Annotated in this window: 27 protein-coding genes; 21 read left to right on the top strand and 6 right to left on the bottom strand. The window is 64.0% G+C overall.

The annotated features are described in order from the left end of the window. Positions 1-74: 74 nt before the first annotated feature. The 13 genes from rpsF (at position 75) to H6935_07545 (ending at position 8,565) form a co-directional block, all read left to right on the top strand. Entirely contained in the window at positions 75-461 is a 387-nt protein-coding gene (gene rpsF, locus H6935_07605) for a 30S ribosomal protein S6 (GenBank protein ID MCP5278210.1), read from the top strand. Between the two features lie 35 nt (positions 462-496). Beyond that, complete coding sequence (locus H6935_07600; GenBank protein ID MCP5278209.1) at positions 497-769, top strand: primosomal replication protein N; 273 nt, start codon at positions 497-499, stop codon at positions 767-769. 82 nt (positions 770-851) lie between these two features. Beyond that, positions 852-1,124: a 30S ribosomal protein S18 gene (locus H6935_07595; GenBank protein ID MCP5278208.1), complete on the top strand. Its 273-nt coding sequence runs from the start codon at positions 852-854 to the stop codon at positions 1,122-1,124. Between the two features lie 13 nt (positions 1,125-1,137). Next, on the top strand, positions 1,138-1,587 hold the full coding sequence (locus H6935_07590; protein MCP5278207.1) for a 50S ribosomal protein L9: 450 nt from the start codon (positions 1,138-1,140) through the stop codon (positions 1,585-1,587). A 117-nt stretch (positions 1,588-1,704) separates the two neighbouring features. Then, positions 1,705-3,093 carry a replicative DNA helicase gene (gene dnaB / locus H6935_07585; GenBank protein ID MCP5278206.1) on the top strand — a complete coding sequence of 463 codons (1,389 nt, stop codon included), beginning with the start codon at positions 1,705-1,707 and terminating at the stop codon, positions 3,091-3,093. Between the two features lie 75 nt (positions 3,094-3,168). After that, entirely contained in the window at positions 3,169-4,254 is a 1,086-nt protein-coding gene (gene alr / locus H6935_07580) for an alanine racemase (protein ID MCP5278205.1), read from the top strand. 54 nt (positions 4,255-4,308) lie between these two features. Continuing rightward, entirely contained in the window at positions 4,309-5,100 is a 792-nt protein-coding gene (gene trpC, locus H6935_07575) for an indole-3-glycerol phosphate synthase TrpC (protein MCP5278204.1), read from the top strand. A gap of 59 nt (positions 5,101-5,159) precedes the next feature. Next, a complete protein-coding gene (locus tag H6935_07570; GenBank protein ID MCP5278203.1) occupies positions 5,160-5,393 on the top strand; it encodes an AbrB/MazE/SpoVT family DNA-binding domain-containing protein in 234 nt (77 codons plus the stop codon). Next, complete coding sequence (locus H6935_07565) at positions 5,390-5,797, top strand: type II toxin-antitoxin system VapC family toxin (protein MCP5278202.1); 408 nt, start codon at positions 5,390-5,392, stop codon at positions 5,795-5,797. Before H6935_07570 ends, H6935_07565 begins: the two co-directional genes overlap by 4 nt. Before the next feature lie 83 nt (positions 5,798-5,880). After that, positions 5,881-6,108 (top strand): AbrB/MazE/SpoVT family DNA-binding domain-containing protein, encoded by a 228-nt coding sequence (locus tag H6935_07560; protein MCP5278201.1) that lies wholly within the window; start codon positions 5,881-5,883, stop codon positions 6,106-6,108. Further along, positions 6,105-6,491: a type II toxin-antitoxin system death-on-curing family toxin gene (locus H6935_07555; GenBank protein ID MCP5278200.1), complete on the top strand. Its 387-nt coding sequence runs from the start codon at positions 6,105-6,107 to the stop codon at positions 6,489-6,491. Before H6935_07560 ends, H6935_07555 begins: the two co-directional genes overlap by 4 nt. Positions 6,492-6,729: 238 nt before the next feature. Beyond that, complete coding sequence (locus H6935_07550; protein ID MCP5278199.1) at positions 6,730-7,791, top strand: porin; 1,062 nt, start codon at positions 6,730-6,732, stop codon at positions 7,789-7,791. 498 nt (positions 7,792-8,289) lie between these two features. Next, the gene (locus H6935_07545; protein MCP5278198.1) at positions 8,290-8,565 is read left to right on the top strand and encodes a helix-hairpin-helix domain-containing protein; all 276 of its coding nucleotides are present in this window, start codon (positions 8,290-8,292) and stop codon (positions 8,563-8,565) included. Positions 8,566-8,818: 253 nt separating this feature from the next. Here the strand turns inward: H6935_07545 and rpoH are convergent, their stop codons facing one another. The 4 genes from rpoH to ftsY form a co-directional block, all read right to left on the bottom strand. Then, positions 8,819-9,670, bottom strand: coding sequence for an RNA polymerase sigma factor RpoH (gene rpoH, locus H6935_07540; GenBank protein ID MCP5278197.1), 852 nt, complete (start codon positions 9,668-9,670; stop codon positions 8,819-8,821). Between the two features lie 153 nt (positions 9,671-9,823). Next, positions 9,824-10,729 (bottom strand): ABC transporter permease, encoded by a 906-nt coding sequence (locus tag H6935_07535; GenBank protein ID MCP5278196.1) that lies wholly within the window; start codon positions 10,727-10,729, stop codon positions 9,824-9,826. After that, positions 10,726-11,379 (bottom strand): cell division ATP-binding protein FtsE, encoded by a 654-nt coding sequence (ftsE, locus tag H6935_07530; protein MCP5278195.1) that lies wholly within the window; start codon positions 11,377-11,379, stop codon positions 10,726-10,728. The genes H6935_07535 and ftsE overlap by 4 nt, the downstream gene beginning before the upstream one ends. Continuing rightward, positions 11,376-12,389, bottom strand: a complete 1,014-nt coding sequence (gene ftsY, locus H6935_07525) for a signal recognition particle-docking protein FtsY (protein MCP5278194.1) — start codon at positions 12,387-12,389, stop codon at positions 11,376-11,378. Before ftsY ends, ftsE begins: the two co-directional genes overlap by 4 nt. A 199-nt stretch (positions 12,390-12,588) precedes the next feature. Between ftsY and H6935_07520 the strand changes: the two genes are divergently transcribed. The 5 genes from H6935_07520 to H6935_07500 all read left to right on the top strand — a co-directional run bounded on the left by H6935_07520 (position 12,589) and on the right by H6935_07500 (position 16,613). Beyond that, a complete protein-coding gene (locus H6935_07520) occupies positions 12,589-13,962 on the top strand; it encodes an insulinase family protein (GenBank protein MCP5278193.1) in 1,374 nt (457 codons plus the stop codon). Then, on the top strand, positions 13,952-15,280 hold the full coding sequence (locus H6935_07515; GenBank protein MCP5278192.1) for an insulinase family protein: 1,329 nt from the start codon (positions 13,952-13,954) through the stop codon (positions 15,278-15,280). The genes H6935_07520 and H6935_07515 overlap by 11 nt, the downstream gene beginning before the upstream one ends. Continuing rightward, positions 15,261-15,821 (top strand): 16S rRNA (guanine(966)-N(2))-methyltransferase RsmD, encoded by a 561-nt coding sequence (gene rsmD / locus H6935_07510; GenBank protein MCP5278191.1) that lies wholly within the window; start codon positions 15,261-15,263, stop codon positions 15,819-15,821. The genes H6935_07515 and rsmD overlap by 20 nt, the downstream gene beginning before the upstream one ends. Next, on the top strand, positions 15,818-16,300 hold the full coding sequence (coaD, locus tag H6935_07505) for a pantetheine-phosphate adenylyltransferase (protein ID MCP5278190.1): 483 nt from the start codon (positions 15,818-15,820) through the stop codon (positions 16,298-16,300). Before rsmD ends, coaD begins: the two co-directional genes overlap by 4 nt. 64 nt (positions 16,301-16,364) lie before the next feature. Next, entirely contained in the window at positions 16,365-16,613 is a 249-nt protein-coding gene (locus H6935_07500) for a YfhL family 4Fe-4S dicluster ferredoxin (protein ID MCP5278189.1), read from the top strand. Between the two features lie 64 nt (positions 16,614-16,677). On the opposite strand, the gene H6935_07495 is transcribed toward H6935_07500, so the two are convergent. Continuing rightward, positions 16,678-18,639 carry a dynamin family protein gene (locus tag H6935_07495; protein ID MCP5278188.1) on the bottom strand — a complete coding sequence of 654 codons (1,962 nt, stop codon included), beginning with the start codon at positions 18,637-18,639 and terminating at the stop codon, positions 16,678-16,680. A 100-nt stretch (positions 18,640-18,739) separates the two neighbouring features. Next, the gene (mutM, locus tag H6935_07490; GenBank protein MCP5278187.1) at positions 18,740-19,567 is read right to left on the bottom strand and encodes a bifunctional DNA-formamidopyrimidine glycosylase/DNA-(apurinic or apyrimidinic site) lyase; all 828 of its coding nucleotides are present in this window, start codon (positions 19,565-19,567) and stop codon (positions 18,740-18,742) included. A gap of 104 nt (positions 19,568-19,671) precedes the next feature. Between mutM and H6935_07485 the strand changes: the two genes are divergently transcribed. From H6935_07485 to ispE, 3 genes are read left to right on the top strand one after another with little or no spacing between them, the layout of a single operon-like run. Then, the gene (locus H6935_07485; GenBank protein ID MCP5278186.1) at positions 19,672-21,381 is read left to right on the top strand and encodes a tetratricopeptide repeat protein; all 1,710 of its coding nucleotides are present in this window, start codon (positions 19,672-19,674) and stop codon (positions 21,379-21,381) included. Beyond that, positions 21,378-22,010 (top strand): outer membrane lipoprotein LolB, encoded by a 633-nt coding sequence (gene lolB / locus H6935_07480; GenBank protein MCP5278185.1) that lies wholly within the window; start codon positions 21,378-21,380, stop codon positions 22,008-22,010. The genes H6935_07485 and lolB overlap by 4 nt, the downstream gene beginning before the upstream one ends. After that, positions 22,007-22,867: a 4-(cytidine 5'-diphospho)-2-C-methyl-D-erythritol kinase gene (ispE, locus tag H6935_07475; protein ID MCP5278184.1), complete on the top strand. Its 861-nt coding sequence runs from the start codon at positions 22,007-22,009 to the stop codon at positions 22,865-22,867. The genes lolB and ispE overlap by 4 nt, the downstream gene beginning before the upstream one ends. Positions 22,868-22,877: the final 10 nt, after the last annotated feature.

Raw genomic sequence — 22,877 nt, 5'->3', positions numbered from 1 at the left:
TTCGCCTTGCCGCACTCCGAACGCACGGGGGCGGCTGAATGGAACGATGGTTCCTCTACCCAAAAGGAGTTTCAATGCGCCATTACGAGATTGTCTTCCTCGTCCATCCGGACCAGAGCGAGCAGGTGCCCGCCATGGTCGAGCGTTACAAGGCCCAGGTCGCCGCACGCAACGGTCACGTGCACCGTCTGGAAGACTGGGGTCGCCTGCAACTGGCCTACACCATCCAGAAGATGCACAAGGCCCACTACGTGCTGATGAACATCGAGTGCGATCAGGAGACCCTGAACGAGCTGGAGCACGGCTTCCGCTTCAACGACGCCATCCTGCGCCACCTGACCCTGGTGCGCGACGGTGCGGTCACCGAGCCCTCCGCCATGATGAAGGGCGAGAAGGCCCGCAACCTGATGGCTGCCCAAGGCGCTGGCTCCGCTGAAGCTGCTGCCGAGCAGGCCGCCTGAACCAGGGTCTGAATCGTTTCGAGCTGACTGCCCGGTTGCTGGACAACGCCGGACTGCGCCACACCCCCGCGGGTATTGCCGCCCTTCGCCTGAAAGTGGCCCATACGGGTCCCCAGGAAGAAGCCCGGCGCCAGCGGACGGTGGAGATGGAGACGGAACTGGTGGCCTTCGGCAATGTGGCCGAGGCCCTGGCAAAGGTGGAAAAGGGCTCAGCCCTGAAACTTGTCGGCTTCCTGGACCGCAAGAGCGTGCAAGGCAATCAGCTCGAACTGCATGTAACTGAATTCGGAATTTTGAAGAGCCCCTAGGAATCCGCTTCGCGGTTTCCGTCCCCCGAGGGGAGCAATAAAACTCGGGGCGGCCCTTCGCTTTATATAGAGGAGTAACAAAATGGCTTTCATCAAACGCAAGCCCCGTCCCAAGAACCCCAACGGCGGTGCCCTGTTCCGCCGCAAGAAATTCTGCCGCTTCACCGTGGAAAAGGTGAAAGAGGTGGACTACAAGGATGTGGAAGTCCTGAAGGACTTCATCAACGAGCAGGGCAAGATCATCCCCGCCCGCATCACCGGCACCAAGGCCCGTTACCAGCGTCAGCTCTCCACCGCCATCGAGCGCGCCCGCTTCCTGGCCCTGCTGCCCTACACCGATCAACACAGCAGCTAATCAGGAGCACGACATGGAAATCATCCTGATGGATAAAGTGGCCAACCTGGGCAACCTGGGCGACGTGGTCAAGGTGAAAGACGGCTACGCCCGCAACTTCCTCATCCCCCAAGGCATGGCCAAGCGTGCCAACAAGGCCAACATCGCCGCCTTCGAGGAGCGCAAGGCCGAACTGGAAAAACAGGCCGCCGAGAAACTGGCCTCTGCCCAGGCCCGTGCCGAGAAGCTGGCCGGCATCACCGTGACCGTGAGCCAGAAGGCCGGTGTGGACGGTCGCCTGTTCGGCTCCGTCACCAATGCGGACATCGCCGAGGCCCTGAATGCCCAGGGCAACGCCGTGGCCAAGGCCGAGGTGCGCCTGCCCGAGGGGCCCTTCAAGGCCGTGGGCGAATACCCCGTCACCCTGGCCCTGCACACGGACGTCACCTGCGACATCACCGTGGCGGTGGTGGGCGAGGGCTGAGCCTTTCTGGGCCCAGCAAAAAAGGCCGCGCAAGCGGCCTTTTTTGCTGGGGTACACCGCTCAGCCCGATGCAGTGCATTGGGCTAAAATGCCGCTTCGTTCTCCCGCCAGCCTTCCATGTCTTCAGTCCTCGACCAGGAACTCACCGCCCTCAAGCTGCCGCCCCATTCCGTGGAGGCGGAGCAGTCCGTGCTGGGCGGGCTTCTGCTGGAGAACAATGCCTGGGAGCGCATTGCCGACCTGATCGTCGAGAAGGATTTCTACCGCGCCGACCACCGCGCCATCTGGCGCCAGATCACCCGCCTGGTGGAGGAGAACAAGCCCGCCGACGTGGTGACGGTGGCGGAGTCCCTGGAGTCCCTGGGAACCCTGGACGAGATCGGCGGCCTGGCCTATCTGGCCGCCCTGGCCCAGAACACGCCTTCCGCCGCCAACATCCGCCGCTACGCGGAGATCGTGCGGGAGCGTTCCGTGCTGCGGAAACTGGCCGAGGTGGGCACCGGCATCGCCGAATCCGCCTTCAGCCCCGCCGGCCGTTCCGCCACCCAGATCCTGGACGAGGCCGAGGCCAGGGTGTTCGAGATCAAGGAAGCGGGGGCCAAGGCCACCCAGGGCTTCCAGCCCATGCAGCCTTTGCTCATGGAGGTGGTGACCCGCATCGACGAACTCTACAACCGGGAGAACCCCAACGAGGTCACCGGCGTGGCCACGGGCTTCTCCGACCTGGACACCAAGACCTCGGGCCTGCAGCCGGGGGATCTGATCATCGTCGCCGGCCGGCCCTCCATGGGCAAGACCGCCTTCAGTCTGAACATCGCCGAGAACGTGGCCCTGGACACCAGTCATTCCGTGGCCGTGTTCAGCATGGAAATGGGCGCCACCCAGCTGGTTATGCGGATGTTGGGTTCCGTGGGACGCCTGGACCAGCACAAGCTGCGTACCGGGCGCATCTCGGAGGACGACTGGCCCCGCCTGACCCATGCCCTGGGCCGGCTTAACGAAACGCCTCTCTATATAGATGAGTCGCCGGGCCTCACGGCCATGGAGGTGCGGGCCCGGGCCCGCCGCCTGGCCCGTCAGTGCAAGGACGACAAGCCCCTGGGCCTCATCGTCATCGACTACCTGCAGCTCATGTCCGGCACCGGCAGCGGCGAGAACCGGGCCACGGAGATTTCCGACATCTCCCGCTCCCTCAAGGGCCTGGCCAAGGAACTGCACGTGCCGGTCATCGCCCTGTCCCAGCTCAACCGCTCCCTGGAACAGCGGCCCAACAAGCGCCCCGTCATGTCTGACCTGAGGGAATCCGGCGCCATCGAGCAGGACGCGGACGTGATCCTGTTCATCTACCGGGACGAGGTCTACAACCCGGACAGCCAGGACAAGGGCACCGCCGAGATCATCATCGGCAAGCAGCGCAACGGCCCCATCGGCATGGTGCGACTCACCTTCCTGGGCGAGTACACCCGATTCGAGAACTATGCGGCGGGGATGAGTGATGGGGAATGAGTGATGAGAGGGTCAGTGTCCCGCCTCCCATCCCCCATCCCCCATCCCCCATTCCTTATCCCCCATCTTCCGGCAATGTCCCGTCCCTTAGTCGCCCGCATCGACACGGCCGCCCTGGCCCATAACCTGGGGGTGGCCCGTGCCGCCGCCCCCAAGGCCAAGGTCATGGCCGTGATCAAGGCCAACGGCTACGGCCACGGCGTGCTGAGGGTGGCAAAGGCCCTCCGGAGCGCGGACGGATTCGCCGTGCTGACCCTGGACGAAGCCGCCCAGTTGCGGGCCGAAGGCTACACCCACCCCATCGTGCTGCTGGAAGGTTTCTTCGGTCCCGACGAGTTGCCGGAGATCTCGCGTCTTCGCCTGCGCCCCGTGATCCACCGGGCCGACCAGGTGGACGTCCTGGCCAAGGCCCGGCTGGAGCACCGGCTGGATGTCCTGCTCAAGGTGGATACGGGCATGCACCGCCTGGGAATGACGCCCAAGCGGGCGGCGGAGGAACTGTTCCGCCTCCAGGTCATGAGCCAGGTGGGGCGCGTCACCCTGATGACCCACTTCGCCTGCGCCGACGATCCCACGGTGGGCGTGGCGGCCCAGCTGGCCGTGTTCGAGGCACTACGCGCATCCGTGAGCAAGGATGGGGAGAGCCCGACCGTGACGCTGGCCAACTCCGCCGCCCTGCTGCGCTACCCGGAAGCCCATGGGGACTGGGTGCGTCCAGGCATCATGCTCTACGGCGCCTCGCCGTTCGAGGACCAGACGGGCGAGTCCCTGGGCCTGTTGCCGGCCATGCATCTGGAAAGCCGGCTCATCGCCGTGCAGGCCGTGCGCAAGGGCGAGGGGGTGGGCTATGGCTTTACCTTCCGGGCCGATCGTGACATGAAGGTGGGTGTGGTCGCCTGCGGTTATGCCGATGGCTATCCCCGCCACGCCCCCACCGGTACCCCCGTGCTGGTCGCCGGCCAGCCTGCCCGCATCCTGGGCCGGGTTTCCATGGACATGCTGTGTGTGGACCTGGGCCCTGTGCCCACCGCCCATGTGGGCAGCCCTGTCGTCCTCTGGGGTGCCGGATTGCCGGTGGACGAGGTGGCCGCGGCCGCCGGTACCATCGCCTACGAATTGCTCACTGCCATCGCCCCCCGGGTGCGCATGGAGGAAAGCTAGCCACTTGTCAGATTGTCATTCCCGCAACTGAGGGAATTCAGAAAGAGAACCGTCATGTCCGACATCCTGGAAAAGATACTCGCCACCAAGCGCACCGAAGTGGCCGCCGCCAAGCAGGCCATGCCGATGGATGCCGTGATGGAGGCAGCAAGGAATGCTCCTCACGCGCGGGACTTCGTGGGCGCCATCCGCAACAAGATCGCTTCAGGCCGCCCGGCCGTCATCGCCGAGATCAAGAAGGCCAGTCCCAGCAAGGGTGTCATCCGCGCCGACTTCCATCCCGCCGAGATTGCCGCCAGCTACGAGCACGGCGGTGCGGCCTGCCTATCCGTGCTCACGGACCGGGACTACTTCCAGGGAATGCCGGAATACCTGGTGGCTGCCCGTAACGCCTGTAGCCTGCCCGTATTGCGCAAGGACTTCATGATCGATCCCTATCAGGTCTATGAGGCCAGGGCCATGGGGGCGGACTGCATCCTGTTGATCGTGGCGGCCCTTTCCCTGGCGCAGATGCAGGAACTGGAAAGCCTGGCCCACGAGCTGGGTATGGCCGTCCTGGTGGAGAGCCATGATGGCGAGGAGCTGAACGCCGCCTTGCAACTCCAGACCCCCCTCATGGGCATCAACAACCGCAACCTGCGCACCTTCGCCACCCACCTGGATACCACCCTGGATCTACTGCCAAGCATTGCCACGGACAGGATCGTGGTGACGGAAAGCGGCATCCTCGCCCCGGCGGATGTGGCCCTTATGCGCCGGCACCGTGTCAATACCTTCCTGGTGGGAGAGGCCTTCATGAAGGCAGCCGACCCTGGACGGGAACTGGCGCGCCTATTTTCTAATTGACCCGGTTGGGGCGCATGGCTAGCCTATGTCAAGACATATGCCAATGAGGGGCCAATGCCATGCAAACCGAACGCCACATCAAACTGTTCCGTAACGGCAGAAACCAGGCCTTGCGCATTCCGCGGGAATTCGAGTTGCCTGGCGTCGAGGCCATCATTCACCGCGAGGGCGAGCGTCTTATCATCGAGCCCGTCAAGCCTCGGCCCCTCCTTGATGTGCTCGCCGGTTTGGCTCCGCTCGATGAAGACTTTCCGCCCATCGAAGAATTGCCCATCGAACCGGTGGACTTATGAGCATGCGTTACCTGCTCGATACCAACATCCTGTCGGACTTGGTCAGGCATCCCCAGGGCGTGGTCGCCAAGCGCATTGCCCAAGTGGGTGAGGAACAGCTCTGCACCAGTCTCATCGTCGCGGCTGAATTGCGCTATGGCGCCGCCAAGCGGGCCTCGACCAGGCTGACCAACCAGTTGGAGGTGATATTGAATGCGCTTGCCGTGCTGCCGCTGGAGTCCCCTGTGGATCAGATTTATGGCGTAGTGCGGGCCAATCTGGAAAGCCGGGGAAAACGGATCGGGCCCAACGACCTGCTCATCGCCGCTCACACCTTGGCATTGGATGCGGTCCTCGTAACAGACAACGTGCTGGAGTTCGAGCGAGTCAAGGGTCTTAAGCTGGATAACTGGCTATTGAGCTGATTCAGCGTGAGGCGTGCAGGAAGCCTTGTGCATCACGCAGCATGGATTAATATAACGTCTGTTATAACAATTGGAGCATTGCCATGCATGTCGCCCTCAAACTCACCCAGATCGGCAATTCCGTTGGCGTTATCCTGCCCAAGGAAGTCCTGACGCGCATGCGGCTGGAGAAGGGGGATACGGTCTTCCTCACGGAGTCGCCCGATGGCTATCGGATTACCGAATACGACCCCGACTTCTCAGAGCAGATGGACTTGGCGGAATCGATCATGAAGCAGCGACGCAACGTGTTGCGTGAGCTGGCCAAGTGACGGACTTTGTCTGGATCAAGGAACAAGTTGTTTGGGCGATCCACGAAGCCCAGCTAGCGGAGCATGGCGGTGCGGCAGGTGTGCGCGAGGCCAGTTTGTTGGCGTCTGCCCTGGCGCGGCCCCTCAACCTGGCAGCCTATGGCAATCCAACCGTTGTGGAATGCGCGGCGGCTTATGGGTTTGGCATTTCCCGCAATCATCCGTTCATTGATGGCAACAAGCGTACGGCATTCGTCTGCATTGAATTGTTTCTTGCACTGAATGGCCTGCGGCTCGTGGCAAGTGACATCGATTGTGTGCAGACCATGCTTGCCGTGGCTGCGGGCGAACTGGACGAAACCACCTTGTCCGCCTGGTTGCAAGCCCATACCCAAGCGCTTTAGCCAACCCAGTGCGGTGACGCGCAACAAGGGTTTGTGGCCTTGTTGCAACCCCGCAACGGGGTATGCGAAAAAATCCTTGCAAAAGGATTCGTAACTTGGTGACACCTATGAAGTTTGTGCAAAATCCGCCTCAACTTCTCGCGCGAGAGGTTTTTCAAAGAGCAGTACCCCCAAGGGTGGAAGCGACAGCGGAGGCCCGACCGGGACGAAGTTTCATTAACCTGATAGGAGTATCAAGATGAAGAAATCCCTGATCGCTCTGGCAGTTGCTGGCACCTTTGCCGCGCCCGCCTTTGCCGCCACTTCCAACGTGGACATCTATGGTGTGATCAAGTCGTCTTACGATTACATCAACACCGATGCTGCCGTCGGTGGCGCCAACCCCGATGATGACCTGACCCGCATCTCCTCCAACTCTTCCCGCATCGGCTTCAAGGGTTCCGAGGATCTGGGCGGCGGCATGAAGGCCGTGTGGCAATGGGAAACCGGTCTGACCACCGATACCAGCGGCGCCGCTACCGGCAACCGCAACACCTTCGTTGGCCTGGCTGGCGGCTTTGGTACCTTCCTGGTGGGTACCCATGACACCCCCTACAAGCTGGCCACCGGCTCCCTGGACGTCTTCGGTGACACCATGGGTGACTACAACACCATCATGGGCAGCACTAACGGCACCAACAACTTCGACCTGCGTGGTTCCAACGTCTGGGCCTACATCTCTCCCACCTTCTCTGGCTTCCATGCCGCTCTCGCCCGCGTGAACGCCAACGAGGCGGGTACCCAGGGCGCTGCTGACGGTGACGCCTGGTCCCTGGCTGGTATCTACAGCAACGGTCCCCTGTTCGGCTCCCTGGCCTGGGAAAAGCATGAGAATGGTGTGGCCGGCGCGGGTGCCACCAGCGACCTGACCGCCTGGAAACTGGGCGTCGGTTACAAGTTTGGCGATGCCAAGGTGGGCGTCGGTTACGAGAGCATGGACGACGATGCCGGCGCTACCGTCAACGATCGCAACGCCTGGTTCATCAACGGCGCTTATGCCATGGGCCCCATCACGCTGAAGGCACAGTATGCCAAGGCTGAAGACGGCGATACCGCCGCCTCCACCGGTGCTGACTACTGGGCCATCGGCGCTGATTACGCCCTGTCCAAGCGCAGCAAAGTGTATGCCCTGTATGCCAGCACCGATAACGACGCTGGCGCAACCTACACCACTGGCGGTGCGGGTGCAGGCGGTACCTTTGCTCCGGCAGCTGGTACTTCTCCTTCCACGATCTCCATCGGTATCGAGCACAGCTTCTAATCTGGCCTAACAGCTAGAACTGAAGCAGAAACGGGCGCGGGAAACCGCGCCCGTTTTGTTTTTTGGGTTTATGCCGATCATTGAATGCAATTCGTTGAATTGTTACGGGGTCGCGCTCCATCCCAAATTCCTTTGGCGCTCAAGTGGGCGTAACGTCTGTAAGTGGCGGAGTCAATGAAGAAATTGATGACCCAGCCCCACCATATCCTTTGGGCAAAACTGATCAATCAGCACGATCAACTTGATCCGGTCTTGAGGTAGGGCCATTGGAGCTAGGCACGATATTCCGACGAGGTGGAGTGAGGCAGTTCCGTCAGCAAGATCGCTGAGCCGCTATGCCGTTCGCATTTTGGCCTTTCCGGTCGACAAAGCGTTCCATGGCTTAATGCGGCCTATGCCGATCGTTGTATGACTTTCGTTGAATTGATCCGGAGTCGCGCTCCATCCTAAATTCCACTGGCGCCCAGGTGGGCGTAACGACTGTCAGTGGAGGAAACCATGAAGAAACTGTTTGCCGCATTGTTGCTGGGCTTGACCATGTCCGTATCCGCCTTGGCTGCGGTGGACCTGAACAAGGCGACCCAGTCCGAACTGGAGTCTGTCAAAGGCATTGGTCCTGCAAAGGCCAAGGCCATCGTGACGCACAGGGAAAAGAATGGTGCGTTCAAGAGCGTGGATGACCTGGCCCAGGTGAAGGGTTTCGGCAAATCCAGCGTGGCGAAGTTGAAGGATCAACTGATGGTCGGGGAGGCCCAGGCTACAAGCAAGAAGTAATCAACTTCGATTTGACAGGGTACGGTCAACCGTACCCTTTTTGTTTTAGAATCCGCGCATGTTGATATGAGGAAGCGTGCGATGGATCTGTTCAGCAAAACCAACCTCCCCATGACCCTGATAGTGGCGCTCATTCTCTGGGCATGGATCAGTTTACTGTCCGTGGTGCTGGGCTCCGTGTTCTGAGCCTTGCATCCGGACCAACAAAAAAGCCCCGGGAAGGGGCTTTTTTGTTGCCGTAGGTCTAACCCCTTCAGTGGGTCATGGCCACCTTGAGCTTCTTCAGGGCCTTGGCTTCGATTTGCCTGACCCGTTCGGCGGAGATACCGTAGACCGCAGCGAGATCATGCAGGGTGGCGGGGTTTTCCTCGTTGAGCCAGCGCGCCTCCACGATGTGGCGGCTGCGGTCGTCCAGGGTTGCCAGGGCCTGGCCCAATCCTGTGGTGGCCAGCCGCTCCCGCTCCGCCTGTTCCAGATGCTGGCTGGGTTCCGCATTGGGGGCAGCCAGGTAGGCGATGGGGGTGAAGGCATCATCATCCTCGTCAACGCCCGGGTCCAGGGCCATGTCCTGACCGTAGAGCCGGGTCTCCATCTCCCTGACATCCGACTGGTTGACGTTCAGGGTCCTGGCCATTTCCTCGACGGCGTCGGCGGACAGGGTGCCCTCTTCCTTCTTCATGCTGCGCAGGTTGAAGAACAGCTTGCGCTGGGCCTTGGTGGTGGCCACTTTCACCATGCGCCAGTTCTTGAGGATGAATTCGTGGATTTCGGCCTTGATCCAGTGGACGGCGAAGGAAACCAGACGCACGCCACGACCAGGGTCGTAACGCTTGACGGCCTTCATCAGGCCCACGTTGCCTTCCTGGATCAGGTCGGCATGGGGCAGGCCATAACCCAGGTAACCCCGGGCGATAGCCACCACCAGGCGCAGATGGGAAAGCACCAGTTGACGGGCTGCCTCCACGTCATTTTGTTTATGGAAGCGCACGGCCAGATCGTGCTCCTGCTCGGCGCTGAGCAGCGGAAAGCGGTTCACGGCCTGAATGTAGTTTTCCAGGCTGCCCAGGGCGGAGGGAACAGGAAAGTTCAGCGCTTGAGCGGTCATGGGGAAAGCTCCTTATAAACAGTCAACGCAATATTAGCACTCGCTGTATGAGAGTGCTAACGGGGTGAAGTTCCTCAAGAGAACATCAAAGGTTCGCCCCGTGTTGATTTGTGCCCCTCGGGGGATGGGCTGGGCGTAGCCCGGCCCTGGGGCTCAGAAGGTATCGACCTTGCGCAGGGTCTGGCCAACGGCGAAGAAAGCGCCCAGCCATCCCAGACTCCCGCTTAGCGACAGCGCAGCCAGGAGTTCCAGGGGGCCAAGGCCGCTCAGCAAATAATCGACGCCGTAGGCGCTGGCCACCTGGCGCACGCTACCCTCGATGAGCTGCAGGCCCAGCATCACCAGGCCCCAGCCGGCCAGGCCGCCCGCCAGGCCCTGGATGCCGCCGAAATACAGGAAGGGGCGTCGTATGAAGCGGTCCGTGGCACCGATGAGGCGGGCCACCTCGATCTCGTCCTGCTGGGCATAGATCTGCAGTCGGATGGTGTTGGCGGTGATGGCGGCCAGGGCCAGGCCCAGCATGGCGGCCAGCATGAACACCATGTCCTGGCCAAGCGCCATGAGGGCCGCCAGGCGCTTGACCCAGTCCGTATCCAGAAGCACCCGCTCGGCCTCCGGCAGGGTCTTGAGGCGTTCGCCCAGGTTCTCCAGGGCTTCTGGCGTTTCCTCCCCGGGCTTGACCACCAGGGTGTGGGGCAGGGGGTTGTCCGGCAGGCCGGCGGTGATGTCCGCCAGGCCGGCGGCCTCCAGCTTGCCGATGCCTTCGGTGCGGCTGATGAAGCGCACGCCCGCCACATCGGCGGCCTTGGACAATTGCGCCGCCAGTTCCCGCCCCTGGGGCTCGCTGATGCTGTATTTCAGGAACAAGGTGACTTCCGCCTGGGGTTTGACGCCGCCGGCGGCACGGTCCAGGTTGCCGAGCAGCACGTAAAGCCCGGTGGGCAGGGCCACGGCCACGCCGATCACCAGCACGGTAAACAGAGTGGCCAGTGGGGTGGCGCGGAATTGGTCCGCCGCCGTCTTCAGGCTGTGGAGATGATGGATCAGCCAGGCCTTCATGGCACCAGCTTCCCGTAGGCAATTTGCACGTTGCGGCCGCCATAGCGTCGGATCAGGTCGTGATCGTGAGTGGAAATCACCAGGGTCACGCCCACTTCGTTGAAGGCCCGGAACATGTCCATGATGTCCCGGGCATAGGCGTCGTCCAGGTTGGCGGTGGGTTCGTCAGCCAGCACCAGGGCCGGGCGGCTGACGATGGCCCGGGCGATGCACAGGCGCTGCTGCTCGCCGCCGGACAGGGTGATGGGCCGGGAGCGCTCCTTCTTGAGCAGGCCCACCTTGTCCAGGGCGGCGCGCACCCTCTTGGCGGCGTCTACGCCGGTGAAACCCTGGATGTGCAGGGGTAGCAGCACGTTGTCGAAGACGCTGCGGTCATACAGCAGCTTGTGGTCCTGGAAGATCAGGCCGATGTTGCGGCGGAAGAAGGGCAGGGCGGCCCGCTTGAGGCGGCCCACGTTCTGGCCCCGCACGATGACATGGCCGCTGGTGGGGCGCTCGATGGCGGCGATGAGCTTGAGCAGTGTGCTCTTGCCCGCGCCGGAGTGACCCGTCAGGAAGACCAGTTCACCCTGCTGGATGGTCAGGGACAGGTCGGTCAGGGCCTCGTGGCCACCGGGATAACGCTTGGTGACGTCGCTGATCTCGATCATGCAAACAGTGCGTCGACGAATTCGTCGACCTTGAAGGGCTGGAGGTCGTCCAGGCCCTCCCCCACGCCGATGAAGCGGACGGGAATGGGTTGGCGGTCACGAAATCGCGCCGCCAGAGCGGCGATGACCCCGCCCTTGGCGGTGCCGTCCAGCTTGGTCATCACCAGTCCGGTGAGGCCAAGGGCATCGTCGAAGGCCTTCACCTGGGCCAGGGCGTTCTGGCCGATGTTGGCGTCCAGTACCAGAAGCGCCTCGTGGGGCGCGCCGGGGTCGGCCTTTTGCAGTACCCGCTTCACCTTCTTGATTTCTTCCATGAGGTGAAGCTGGGTGGGCAGGCGGCCGGCGGTATCCGCCAGAACGATATCGATGCCCTTGGCGCGGGCCGAATGCAATGCATCGAATATCACCGCCGCCGGATCGCCTGATTCGGATTGGATGACTTCCAGGTTGTTGCGCCGCCCCCATTCGCCGAGCTGTTCCCGTGCCGCGGCTCGGAAGGTATCGCCCGCGGCCAGCAGCACGGAAAGGCCCTGGTCCTGGAAGCGCTTTGCCAGCTTGCCGATGGTGGTGGTCTTGCCGGCGCCGTTGATGCCGGCCAGCATGATGACGAAGGGCTTGGCCGTGCCTGTGTCGAGGGGGGATTCCAGGGGGGCCAGGAGGGCGGCGAGTTCCGCCTTGAGGGCGTCCTTGAGTTGGGCCGCATCCGTGAGCTTGTCCCGTTTAACCCTGGACCGCAGCCGTGCCAGGAGAAACTGGGTGGCGTCCACGCCCACGTCGGCGGTGAGCAGCACGGTTTCCAGTTCCTCGAACAGGTTCTCGTCGATCTTGACCCCCGCGCCCAGCAATCCGGCGATCTGCCCGGTGAATGCATTGCGGGTACGGCTGAGTCCCTGCTTGAGCCGTTGGGCCCAGGAGGTTCTCGGGGGGGCGACCGGGGTGGACTCCGGTGTGGCCGGGGCGACGCCGGCATCGTCGCCGGATTTTGCGCCGGATTTGAAGAAACCAAACACGGGAGGGGCTGTCCGAGGGGGTCACAAGCTGCGTTGAGTTCGAGGAAATTCTATCATGCGGGCACTTTTTGAAAGGATGCGGATGTTGACTCAGATCAGGCGTGTCTCCGGCTCGGGGAAATCCGCCAGACTCTCCCCCAAGGGGGGCAAGTCTTTCTTGGGACGGTGCGGGGAACGAATTGACGGGGCGTCCCGCCGGATGCCGGGGCTGATCCGGTGGGCCCTGCTGGGGGCCTTGTTCGCAAGCGTGCCGGCGTGGGCCCAGGTGGCGGAGGAGCGCCTGGACAACGGCATGAGAGTGGTAGTGAAGGTGGACCGCCGTGCGCCGGTGGTGGTGTCCCAGGTCTGGTACCGGGCCGGCAGCGTGGATGAGCGCAACGGCACCACGGGGGTGGCCCACGTACTGGAGCACATGATGTTCAAGGGCACGCCGGAGGTGCCCGCCGGCGAATTTTCCAAGCGCATCGCCGCCGCGGGCGGCCGGGAGAACGCCTTTACCTCCCGGGACCACACGGCCTATTTCCAGACCTTGCGGAAGGATCGCCTGGAACTGGCCCTGAAGCTGGAAGCGGATCGCATGGCCAACCTGGTTCTCTCGCCCCAGGAGTTCGCCAAGGAGATCGAGGTGGTAAAGGAGGAGCGCCGCTTGCGCACCGAGGACAACGCCCAGGCCAGGCTCTACGAGGCGATGATGGCCAACGCCTTCATGGCCCACCCCTATCGCCGGCCGGTGATAGGCTGGATGGACGATCTGAAGCACATGACCGTGGCGGACGCACGGGAGTGGTATGAACGCTGGTATGCCCCCAACAACGCAACCCTGGTGGTGGCCGGCGACGTGGACCCGGCCCAGGTGTTCGCCTGGGCCCGGCAGTATTTCGGCCCCATCGCCAGCCGGTCCCTGCCGCAGCGCAAGCCCCAGGCGGAACCGGGACAGGCGGGGGAGCGCCGGGTGACCGTGAAGGCCCCGGCCAAGTTGCCCGTGGTGGCTCTGGCCTGGCAGGTGCCCCGCCTGGCGGACCCCCACCAGGACTGGGAGCCCTATGCCCTGGAAATACTGTCTGGCGTGCTGGACGGCCATGCCTCGGCCCGCCTGAACCAGGCCCTGGTGCGGGACAAGCGCCTGGCCACGGACGTGGATGCGGGTTACGACCCCATCTCCCGGGGGCCGGCCCTGTTCATGGTGGATGCCACTCCGGCGGAGGGTCAGGGCGTGGCCACCCTGGAGGCGGCCCTGAAGGCGGAAATTACCAAGGTGGCAACGGAAGGGGTCAGCGAGGCGGAACTGTCCCGGGTCAAGGCCCAGGTGCTGGCGGGACAGGTCTACCAGCAGGATTCCCTGTTCTACCAGGCCATGCTCATCGGCGAGTGGACCACGGCGGGCCTGGACTACCGGGACCGGCAGACGCGCTTTGAACGGCTCAAGGCGGTCACCGCCGACCAGGTCAAGGCCGTGGCGGCAAAGTTCTTTGTGGACGACCACCTGACCGTGGCGGTGCTGGACCCCCAGCCCCTGCCCGAAGGGGGCAACGTGACCAAGCGCGGTTTTGCGGGAGGTGGCCATGTACGCTGAACGCTTGATGCGGCTGCTGGTCGGGCTGATGTTGCTTGGGGCCCTGCCGGCCTGGGCCGGCCTCAACATCCAGCACTGGGTGACCTCCCAGGGCGCCAGGGTGTATTTCGTGGAAAACCATGACTTGCCCATGCTGGATGTGAGCGTGGATTTCGACGCCGGCAGCGCCCGGGACAGCCGGGAAAAGTCCGGGCTCGCCAGCCTGACCCGCCATGTCATGACCCTGGGGGCGGGGTCTTACTCGGAAAAGGACATCGCCGAACGCATGGCGGACGTGGGGGCCGGTTTCTCCGGTCGTTTCGACGCGGACCGTGCCGGTTTCCAGTTGCGTACCCTGAGTGGCGAAGCCGAGCGTGACCAGGCCCTGGATGTCATGGCGGCCGTGCTGTCCGCGCCCCGTTTCGAGCCGGACATCGTGGCGCGGGAAAAGGCCCGGGTCATCGCCGCCCTGCAGGAAGCCGCCACCAAGCCCGAGACCATCGGCACCAAGGCCTTCAGCGTCGCCATCTACGGTGACCATCCCTATGCCTTGCCGGAGGGCGGCGAGCCGGAAACGGTGGCAGGCCTGGCAGCAGAAGACATGCGGGCTTTCTACGCAACCCACTACCGCGCCAAGGCCATGGTCCTGGCCATCATGGGTGACGTCAGCCGACCGGACGCTGAACGCCTGGCCGAGCGACTGGCCTCCGGCCTGCCGCCAGGGGATGCGCCGGTGCCGATTCCGTCCGTGTCGGCCCGCGCCACAGGCAGCGAGAGGGTCATTCCCCACCCGGCCACCCAGAGCCATCTGTTCATGGGCATGCCCGGCATGACGCGGGAGGACCCGGATTATTTCCCGCTCTACGTGGGCAACTATGTGCTGGGCGGCGGCGGGTTTGATTCCCGGCTCATGGAAGAGGTGCGCCAGAAGAAAGGGCTGGCCTACAGCGTATACAGCTACTTCGCGCCCATGCGGGAGGCGGGGCCGTTCCAGATCGGCCTGCAGACCCGGCGAGGTACCACGGACGAAGCCGTGCGCACCACCCGGGAGGTGCTGGCCCGCTATCTGCGGGAGGGCCCCGCCGAGGCCGAGCTGGCCCAGGCTAGGAACAACCTGGTGGGAGGCTTTCCCCTGCGCCTGGACAGCAACAAGAAGATTCTGGAGTACCTGGCGGTCATCGGCTTCTACCGACTGCCCCTGGATTGGCTGGATACCTATACTGCCCGGGTGGAGGCCGTGACCCGGGAGGACATCCTGCGTGCCTTCGGCAGCCGGGTGCGCCCCGAGTCCTTGAGCACCGTGGTGGTGGGGGGGCAGCTTGCGTCCGGGAAGGAGTAACCAGGTACGCATCATCGCTGGGCGTTTCCGTCGCCGCCTGCTGCATTTCCCCGATGTCCCGGGCTTGCGGCCCACGCCCGACCGCACGCGGGAGACCCTGTTCAACTGGCTGGGCCAGGACCTGACCGGCCTAAGTTGCCTGGACGCCTTCGCCGGCAGCGGGGCGCTGGGTTTCGAGGCGGCCTCCCGGGGGGCCGGCCGGGTGGTCCTGTGGGAACGGGACGCCAAGGCCCTGGCGGCCCTGCGCGGGAATGCCCTGGAACTGGGAATTCCCGGCGTGGAGGTGATGGCGGCGGATGCCCTGTCCTCATTGCGGGCAACGGGGGAATCCTTCGACGTGATCTTCCTGGATCCCCCTTTCAGCGAAGGGTTGCTGGAACCGGCCCTGGCGGCCGCGGCGACACGCTTGCGTCCGGGCGGTAGAATCTACGCCGAATCGCCCATGCCCTTGCCGGCGGAGCTGTTGCAGGGCTTTGGCCTCACGGCCGTCAGGCAAGGCAAGGCGGGTCTTTCCCATTACTGCTTGCTGGAGCGTATGTGAACAGGGTCATCGTTTACCCGGGGACCTTCGACCCCATTACCTGCGGCCACGAGGACCTGGTCAAGCGGGCCCTGCGCCTGTTCGACGGCGTGATCGTGGCGGTGGCCGAGAACACGCCCAAGCTGCCTTGCTTCTCCCTGGACGAGCGGGTGGAACTGGCGCGCCTGGCCCTGGCCGATCTGGATAACGTGCGCGTGGAACCCTTCAGCGGCCTGCTGGTGGATTTCGTGCGCGGTCATGGGGCCCTCATGGTGCTGCGGGGCCTGCGCGCGGTGTCTGACTTCGAGTACGAATTCCAGCTGGCCGGCATGAACCGCCGCCTGGCGCCGGAAATGGAGTCCGTATTCCTGACGCCGGCGGAACAGCACATGTTCGTGTCCGCAAGCATGGTGCGGGAGATTGCAAGCCTGCGGGGCGATGTGCGACCCTTCGTGCACCCCATGGTGGCCGAACGGCTGGCCGCCCGTTACAAGGCTTGAGGCGGGTCGGAAGGACCCCCGAGGCTTCTGATGCGACAGTGACAGTACTTAAAAGGAAAACGACATGGCTTTGATGATTACCGATGAATGCATCAACTGTGATGTGTGCGAGCCTGAGTGCCCCAACGGGGCCATCACCCAGGGCGAGGACATCTATGTGATCGACCCCAACAAGTGCACGGAGTGCGTGGGCCACTTCGATACCCCCCAGTGCCGGGAAGTATGCCCCGTGGACTGCATTCCCGTGAATCCGAACTACGTTGAAAGCCCGGACCAGTTGATGGAGAAGTACCACAAGCTGACTGGCAAATAAGTTTTCCTGGTGGAAACGACAAAGCGCGGCCACAGCCGCGCTTTGTCGTTTCCGGGCGTCGCGGTCAGGCCGCCAAGGCGGTCTCGTGCCTGGCATCGGCCATGGCCAGGGTGCCCTTGATGCGGCCTGACAACGCTTCCAGTTCCGCCACCTGCCGGGCCACGTCGCCCTGCATCTGTTCCAGTTCGCCTATCCGGTCTTCCAGGGTGTCGGCGGCCTTGTGGATGCGTTTCACGCTCTCGAGCCGGCGGCGCAACTGCATCTGGTGTTCCCTCACCTGGCTTTCCATGGGGGACATGATGGCCTTGAGCCACTGCTCCACGTCCCGATTGAGTATCTCGAAGACCTGCACCACCCGGGTGGCCAGGGTTTCAAAGAAGCGGGAGGTGAGGGTGTACTGCTCCGTGGTGAGGAAGGTGTAGAAGTTGTTGAAGTGCCGCTCATAGGTTTCCTCCAGGCGCTGGAGTTCCTTGCGGTAGCGCAGCACGGAGAAGGGCGGGATGGCCACCAGGTTGATGCCGTGTTCCTGGTTGAGCTTGCGGTACATGGCCTCCATCATGCGGTCGATTTCGTCGATCTGCTGGTGGGCAGCGTCCAGGTGGGCGTCCACGCCGGCGAAGAAGCCGTTCATGGCCTCCCGCATGCCCTTGGTGAAGCGGCTGGCGGTCATGGCCTCCCGGGCCTCCTTGACCTCGTTGCGCAGCACGTCCATGCCGATCTGGGAGAACAGCTTGATGCTCTGCTGGGAATACACGGAACGCAGGGCCTGGAACTGTTGCAGCCCACGTTCGAACAGTTCCTTGTCATTGGCGATCTTGCCCATGATGTGTTCCACCACATCCTGGTTCTTGCCCTGGAGCCCCTTGAGTTCCGTCAGTTGTTCGTCGATGCCCTGCTGGCGTCCGGCCAGCAGGGCATGGCTGTTTTCCAGCAGGTCGGAGATCTCGGCCTCGGTCTGGTCCCGCACGATGGCCTGTTTGGAGGCGATGAGTTCGTCGGACAGGGCCTGTTCCAGGTTTTGAAGCTGGCTACGGGCCAGCAGTGCCTGGTCGCCGTTGATCTTGGCCAGCAGGCCTTTCTGGGCGGACACCGGGTAGATCTGGCCGGGGGCCACGCCCAGCAGTTCGGCGCAGGACTTCACCTGACTGTCGATCTCGGCCTGGATCTGCTCCGGGCTCTTGAGGTCATCCCAGAGCCCGTCGATCTTGTTGAGCGCCACCAGCCGGCCCCGGTTCTTGCCCCGGGCGTGGATGTGGCTGCGCCAGATTTCTATGTCGGACTTGGTGACCCCCGCGTCAGCGGAAAGCACGAACAGCACCGCATGGGCGTTGGGCAGCAGGTTGAAGGTGAGTTCCGGTTCCACGCCGATGGCGTTCAGGCCGGGGGTGTCGTAGACCACCAGGCCCTTTTCCAGGAAGGGGTGGGGGAAGTTGATGATGGCGTGGCGCCAGGCAGGAATGGTGACGGCGCCGTTCTCGTTGACGCCCAGGCTCGAATCCGGGTCATCCGGGTTGTACAGGCCGTAGCCCGTGGCTGCCTCCACGGATACCTGCTTCACCCGGCAGACCTCCTTCATGGCCTGGGACACGCTCTCGGCGGAGGAAGTGTCGATCTGGATGGGGGTCCATTCGTCGGGATAGTTCTTGTATTCAGACACTGTGGCGTTGGACGCCCGGGTCTCTATGGGCAGCAACTCGATCATGGGCGCCTTGGCCGGATCGTAGAGCAGTTCCGTGGGGCACATGGTGGTGCGGCCGGCGGTGGAGGGCAGCAGGCGTTGTTTCAGGTCCGAGAGGAAGATGGCGTTGATGAGTTCGGACTTGCCTCGGGAGAACTCGGCAATGAAGGCGACATGCAGCTTGTCTTCCGCCAGACGGTCGATGAGCTGCTGCAGGCGCAGGTCCCGCTGGGAATCGTTGAGGTCTTCCTTGCCCAGCCACTTGCGGTAGTCGGCGATGCCCCGCGACAGGTCTTCGCGCCACTGGCTATAGGCCTCGAATTCATTGACAAACGAAACGGTACTCATGGGTCTCCTCCGGCAAGTGCCTCGCCCAGCCTGGTTTGGTGCTGGCAAATTAGCATATCGGCACCATCGCCCCCGTCCTTGAGGGGTTTTTAACCCGGGTCTAGGGTTTCTGGCAGGCCGGGCAGTAAAACGTGGACCGTCCACCCTGGGCCACCTGCCGGATGGGGCCGCCACAGGTGCGGCAGGTTTCGCCTGCGCGGCCGTAGACGAAGTAGGTCTGCTGGAAGTATCCGGGCTTGCCGTGGCCGTCCACGAAGTCCCTCAGGCTGCTGCCGCCGGCGCTGATGGCCCGCCTAAGGGTGTCCCGGATGGCTGCGGCCAGGCGCTCGCAACGGGCCCGGGAAAGCCGTCCCGCCGCCATGCCAGGGCGTATGCCGGCGTGGAACAGGGCCTCGTTGGCGTAGATGTTGCCGATGCCCACCACCTTGTGGGCGTCCATGATGAGCGCCTTGATGGAGGTCTTCCGCCCTCCGCAGAGGCCATGCAGGAAGGCCCCGTCGAAGGCGTCGGAAAGGGGTTCCACCCCGAGGGGGGCCAGCAGGGGGTGGGATGCGGGGGCGTCTGTCCAGAGCATGGCGCTGAAGCGGCGCGGGTCCCGCAGGCGCAGGCAGACCCCGCCGGTCAGCAACAGATCCACATGGTCGTGCCTTTCCGGGGGTTCGGAGTCGGGGCGCAGCCGCAGGCTGCCCGACATGCCCAGATGGGTGATCAGCCAGTGTTCCTGTCCCTCCCGGACCAGATGGAAAAGCAGATACTTGCCCCGTCGCTCCAAGCCCTGGACGACGCAGCCGGGCAGAAGTCGGGGGAGTTCCGGCGACACGGGCCAGCGGAGACGCGGCTCCCTCACCCGGGCCCCCAGGAAGCGCTGGCCTACCAGATGGGGTGCCAGGCCGCGCAGCACGGTCTCGACTTCAGGCAATTCAGGCATGTTTTGGGCGGAGGTTTGGATAAGTTGGGGTGGGGTGCAACTTCTCACGGGGGGGAGGGTCTTGCATAATGGACCACACCCTGTTGGGTTTTCGAGATGACGGCATGCATACCAAAGCAATCTTCCTGATCCTATTGGCGGCTTCCCTGTCCGCGTGCGCCCAGACCCAGGTGGTGGCGCAACAGGATAGCGTGTCCGTCGCGCCCGCGCCGAATGATCCGGAAAGGCCTGCGTCCCAGCTGACCCCCCAACTCATGTACCAGTTCCTCCTGGGCGAGATCGCCGGACAACGGGGGGATCTCAAGCTTTCCGCCGAAGCCTACGCGGACCTGGCCCAGCGCACGCGGGATGCACGGGTGGCACGCCGGGCCACGGAGATCGCCCTCTATGCCCGCCAGTCCAAGCTGGCCCTTCGCAATGCCCAGTTGTGGCTGCAGTTGGAACCGGATGCGGTCAAGGCCCAGCAGACGGTGGCTTCCCTGCTGGTGGGGGGAGGGCGCCTGGCCGATGCCAGGCCCTACCTGGAGTCCTGGATCAAGACGGGCAAGCCCGAGCACATCTTCATGCAGTTGCACAACCTGTTCGCCCGGCAGGGCGACAAGCAGGCCGTGGCCGGGCTGGTGGCTGATCTGGCAGCGGCCTACCCGGCCCTGCCGGAGGCACGTTTCGCCGTGGCCCAGGCGGCCTGGCAGGCGGGCCAGGGCCTCAATGCCGTGAACGCCCTGGACGAGGCCCTGCGCCTGCGGCCCGAATGGGAACATGCGGCCCTGTTCAAGGCCCAGATCCTGCAGCAGAAGGATGGGGACGAGGCCGCCATTGCCTTCATGGGGAGCTATCTCAAGGACCATCCCAAGGCCAAGGACGTGCGGCTCGCCTACGCCAAGCAACAGGCCCGGGCGGGGCGCCTGGACGAGTCCCGCCAGGCCTTCAACGTGCTGGTCCAGGACATGCCCAACGACCCGGAGCCCCACTTTGCCCTGGGCCTGGTTTCCATGCAGGGCAACGACCTGGACAACGCCAGGGCCGCCTTCGCCAAGGCCCTGGAACTTGATTACCCCGACAAGGGCGTCGTGTATTACTCCCTGGGGCAGATCGCCGAGGCCAAGGGGGACCACGAAGGGGCCCTGGTGAATTTCAAGGCCGTGAGCGGCCAGCAGCAGTTCGACGCCAACCTGCGGGTGGCCATCGTCCTGGGCAAGGCAGGCCGCCTGCAGGAGGGCCTGGACTGGCTCAAGCAGCTGACCCCCGCCAGCGAGGCTCAGGGGGTCAGGATTGCCCAGGCGGAGGCCGAACTGCTGCGGGATGCCAAGCGCCACGGAGATTCGTTCCAGGTGTTCGACAAGGCCCTGGCCCAGTACCCGGACAACCTGGAACTGCTTTACGACCGGGCCATGGCGGCGGAAAGACTGAACAGGCTGGATGTGCTGGAGGCGGACCTGCGTCGCATGATCCAGCTCAAGCCCGACTACGCCCACGCCTACAACGCCCTGGGCTATACCCTGGCGGACCGCACCGATCGCCTGGCCGAAGCCGTTGGGTTGCTGGAGAAGGCCCTCAACCTGGCCCCGGATGATCCCTTCATCCTGGACAGCATGGGCTGGGCACTGTTCAAGCTCCAGCGTTACGCCGAAGCTGCCGACTATCTGCGCCGGGCCTATTCCGGGCGCAACGACCCTGAGATTGCGGCCCATCTGGGCGAAGTCCTGTGGATGAAGGGGGAGAGGGAAGAGGCAAGGCGCGTCTGGCAGGGGGGGCTCAAGGCCCATCCGGACAATGAAAGTCTGCGCGAAACCCTCTCGCGCCTGGCTCCTTGAAGCGAGGCTGGCGGGGCGGCCTGGGGGCCGCCCGGCGCTTCATTCCTTATCTGGTGTGGGGCTTCCTGTTGGGGGGCTGCGCCCAACTGCCGGGTTTCAAGACGGCCGCCCCGGCCAACAAGCTGAACCTGTCCAAGCCGCCTGAGGCGTTCCGCCTGGAGGGACGGGTGTCCGTAAAGAGCGGCGAGGAGAACTTCTCCGGCGGCATGTTGTGGCGCCATGACCGGCGCGAGGAAAGCCTCTTGCTGCGCACGCCCCTGGGCCAGGGCGTGGCGGAACTGCAAGGCACGCCCGAGGGAGTGTCCCTGAAGGATGCAGAGGGACGCCAATACGTGGCCGACGACGCCGAAACCCTGGTGCGTCAGGTGGTGGGCATGACCCTGCCCATCAAGGGCTTGACCTGGTGGGTGGTGGGGCACCCCCGGCCCGGCGCCCGCTATGTCGCGGAGGCCGACCAGCAAGGCCGTCTGGCCGTCTTGCGACAGGATGACTGGCGCATCGAGTTCAGCCGCTATGGCACCCATGCCGCCCCCCGTCGTGCCCAGGTGGCGTTGCCGGGCAAACTGGTGGCCAGGCGGGGGGGCGAACTGGAGATACGCCTGGTGGTGGACCAGTGGGAACTGCCATGAAGGCGGAAATGGGCGAGGGCTGGTATCCCGCCCCGGCCAAGCTGAACCTGTTCCTGCACGTGGTAGGGCGGCGGGCGGATGGCTACCATCTGCTGCAGACGGTGTTTCGATTTCTGGACGTGGGCGACCGCCTGGAGATTTCCTCCCGCACGGATGGCAGGATCGTATTGCATGCGCCCTTGGCGGGCCTGCCCCCGGAACAGGACCTTTGCTGGCGGGCGGCCCAGGCGCTGCGCCAGCAGGCCGGATGTCGCCTGGGGGCGGATATCCGCCTGGACAAGCGCCTGCCCATGGGAGGCGGCCTGGGTGGCGGCAGTTCCGACGCCGCCACCGTCCTGCTGGTGCTGAACCGCCTTTGGGGACTGGGTCTTTCCCGGACGGCATTGCAGCACCTGGGCCTGGGTCTGGGAGCGGACGTGCCCGTGTTCATCTTTGGCCAGAGCGCCTTCGCGGAGGGGGTGGGGGAGGTGCTAACGCCCTGGGCGCCGGACCCCGCCAGCTATGTGGTGCTGGCGCCGGAGGTGCATGTCTCCACGCCTGCCATCTTTGCCCATCCGGCATTGACACGAAATACGCCCTCCGTCACAATCTCGGCCCTCTCGGAAGGCATGCGGAACCACGATCTGCGTAATGATCTTGAGCCCGTTGCCTGTGCGCTCTACCCCGAGGTGGCCGAGTCGCTGGCTTGGCTGAAGACTAGGGGTGATGCGCGCATGACCGGGTCGGGCGCCTGTGTGTTTGCAGCGTTTCCCGATCGGCCGACGGCTGAAAAGGTGTTCGCCGATCGTCCTGGGCATCTGAAGGGTTTTGTGGCTGACGGCGTCGATCGTCACCCGCTCCATGAGTGGGCCGAATGACGCGGTGAGC

The organism is Thiobacillus sp., assembly GCA_024235835.1.
Classification (GTDB): domain Bacteria; phylum Pseudomonadota; class Gammaproteobacteria; order Burkholderiales; family Thiobacillaceae; genus PFJX01.
This window is presented reverse-complemented; position numbering and strand designations above follow the sequence as displayed.

What these genes read in the sequence shown, in the direction of transcription:
- H6935_07550 (MCP5278199.1), top strand. Translation starts at nt 6,730, where the DNA reads ATGAAGAAATCCCTGATCGCTCTGGCAGTTGCTGGCACCTTTGCCGCG.
- H6935_07535 (MCP5278196.1), bottom strand. Translation starts at nt 10,729, where the DNA reads ATGAAGGCCTGGCTGATCCATCATCTCCACAGCCTGAAGACGGCGGCG.
- H6935_07595 (MCP5278208.1), top strand. Translation starts at nt 852, where the DNA reads ATGGCTTTCATCAAACGCAAGCCCCGTCCCAAGAACCCCAACGGCGGT.
- rpoH (MCP5278197.1), bottom strand. Translation starts at nt 9,670, where the DNA reads ATGACCGCTCAAGCGCTGAACTTTCCTGTTCCCTCCGCCCTGGGCAGC.
- H6935_07515 (MCP5278192.1), top strand. Translation starts at nt 13,952, where the DNA reads ATGTACGCTGAACGCTTGATGCGGCTGCTGGTCGGGCTGATGTTGCTT.
- H6935_07590 (MCP5278207.1), top strand. Translation starts at nt 1,138, where the DNA reads ATGGAAATCATCCTGATGGATAAAGTGGCCAACCTGGGCAACCTGGGC.
- alr (MCP5278205.1), top strand. Translation starts at nt 3,169, where the DNA reads ATGTCCCGTCCCTTAGTCGCCCGCATCGACACGGCCGCCCTGGCCCAT.
- H6935_07545 (MCP5278198.1), top strand. Translation starts at nt 8,290, where the DNA reads ATGAAGAAACTGTTTGCCGCATTGTTGCTGGGCTTGACCATGTCCGTA.
- H6935_07570 (MCP5278203.1), top strand. Translation starts at nt 5,160, where the DNA reads ATGCAAACCGAACGCCACATCAAACTGTTCCGTAACGGCAGAAACCAG.
- H6935_07500 (MCP5278189.1), top strand. Translation starts at nt 16,365, where the DNA reads ATGGCTTTGATGATTACCGATGAATGCATCAACTGTGATGTGTGCGAG.
- H6935_07520 (MCP5278193.1), top strand. Translation starts at nt 12,589, where the DNA reads ATGCCGGGGCTGATCCGGTGGGCCCTGCTGGGGGCCTTGTTCGCAAGC.
- ispE (MCP5278184.1), top strand. Translation starts at nt 22,007, where the DNA reads ATGAAGGCGGAAATGGGCGAGGGCTGGTATCCCGCCCCGGCCAAGCTG.
- H6935_07565 (MCP5278202.1), top strand. Translation starts at nt 5,390, where the DNA reads ATGAGCATGCGTTACCTGCTCGATACCAACATCCTGTCGGACTTGGTC.
- mutM (MCP5278187.1), bottom strand. Translation starts at nt 19,567, where the DNA reads ATGCCTGAATTGCCTGAAGTCGAGACCGTGCTGCGCGGCCTGGCACCC.
- ftsE (MCP5278195.1), bottom strand. Translation starts at nt 11,379, where the DNA reads ATGATCGAGATCAGCGACGTCACCAAGCGTTATCCCGGTGGCCACGAG.
- H6935_07560 (MCP5278201.1), top strand. Translation starts at nt 5,881, where the DNA reads ATGCATGTCGCCCTCAAACTCACCCAGATCGGCAATTCCGTTGGCGTT.
- trpC (MCP5278204.1), top strand. Translation starts at nt 4,309, where the DNA reads ATGTCCGACATCCTGGAAAAGATACTCGCCACCAAGCGCACCGAAGTG.
- rpsF (MCP5278210.1), top strand. Translation starts at nt 75, where the DNA reads ATGCGCCATTACGAGATTGTCTTCCTCGTCCATCCGGACCAGAGCGAG.
- H6935_07495 (MCP5278188.1), bottom strand. Translation starts at nt 18,639, where the DNA reads ATGAGTACCGTTTCGTTTGTCAATGAATTCGAGGCCTATAGCCAGTGG.
- dnaB (MCP5278206.1), top strand. Translation starts at nt 1,705, where the DNA reads ATGTCTTCAGTCCTCGACCAGGAACTCACCGCCCTCAAGCTGCCGCCC.
- H6935_07485 (MCP5278186.1), top strand. Translation starts at nt 19,672, where the DNA reads ATGCATACCAAAGCAATCTTCCTGATCCTATTGGCGGCTTCCCTGTCC.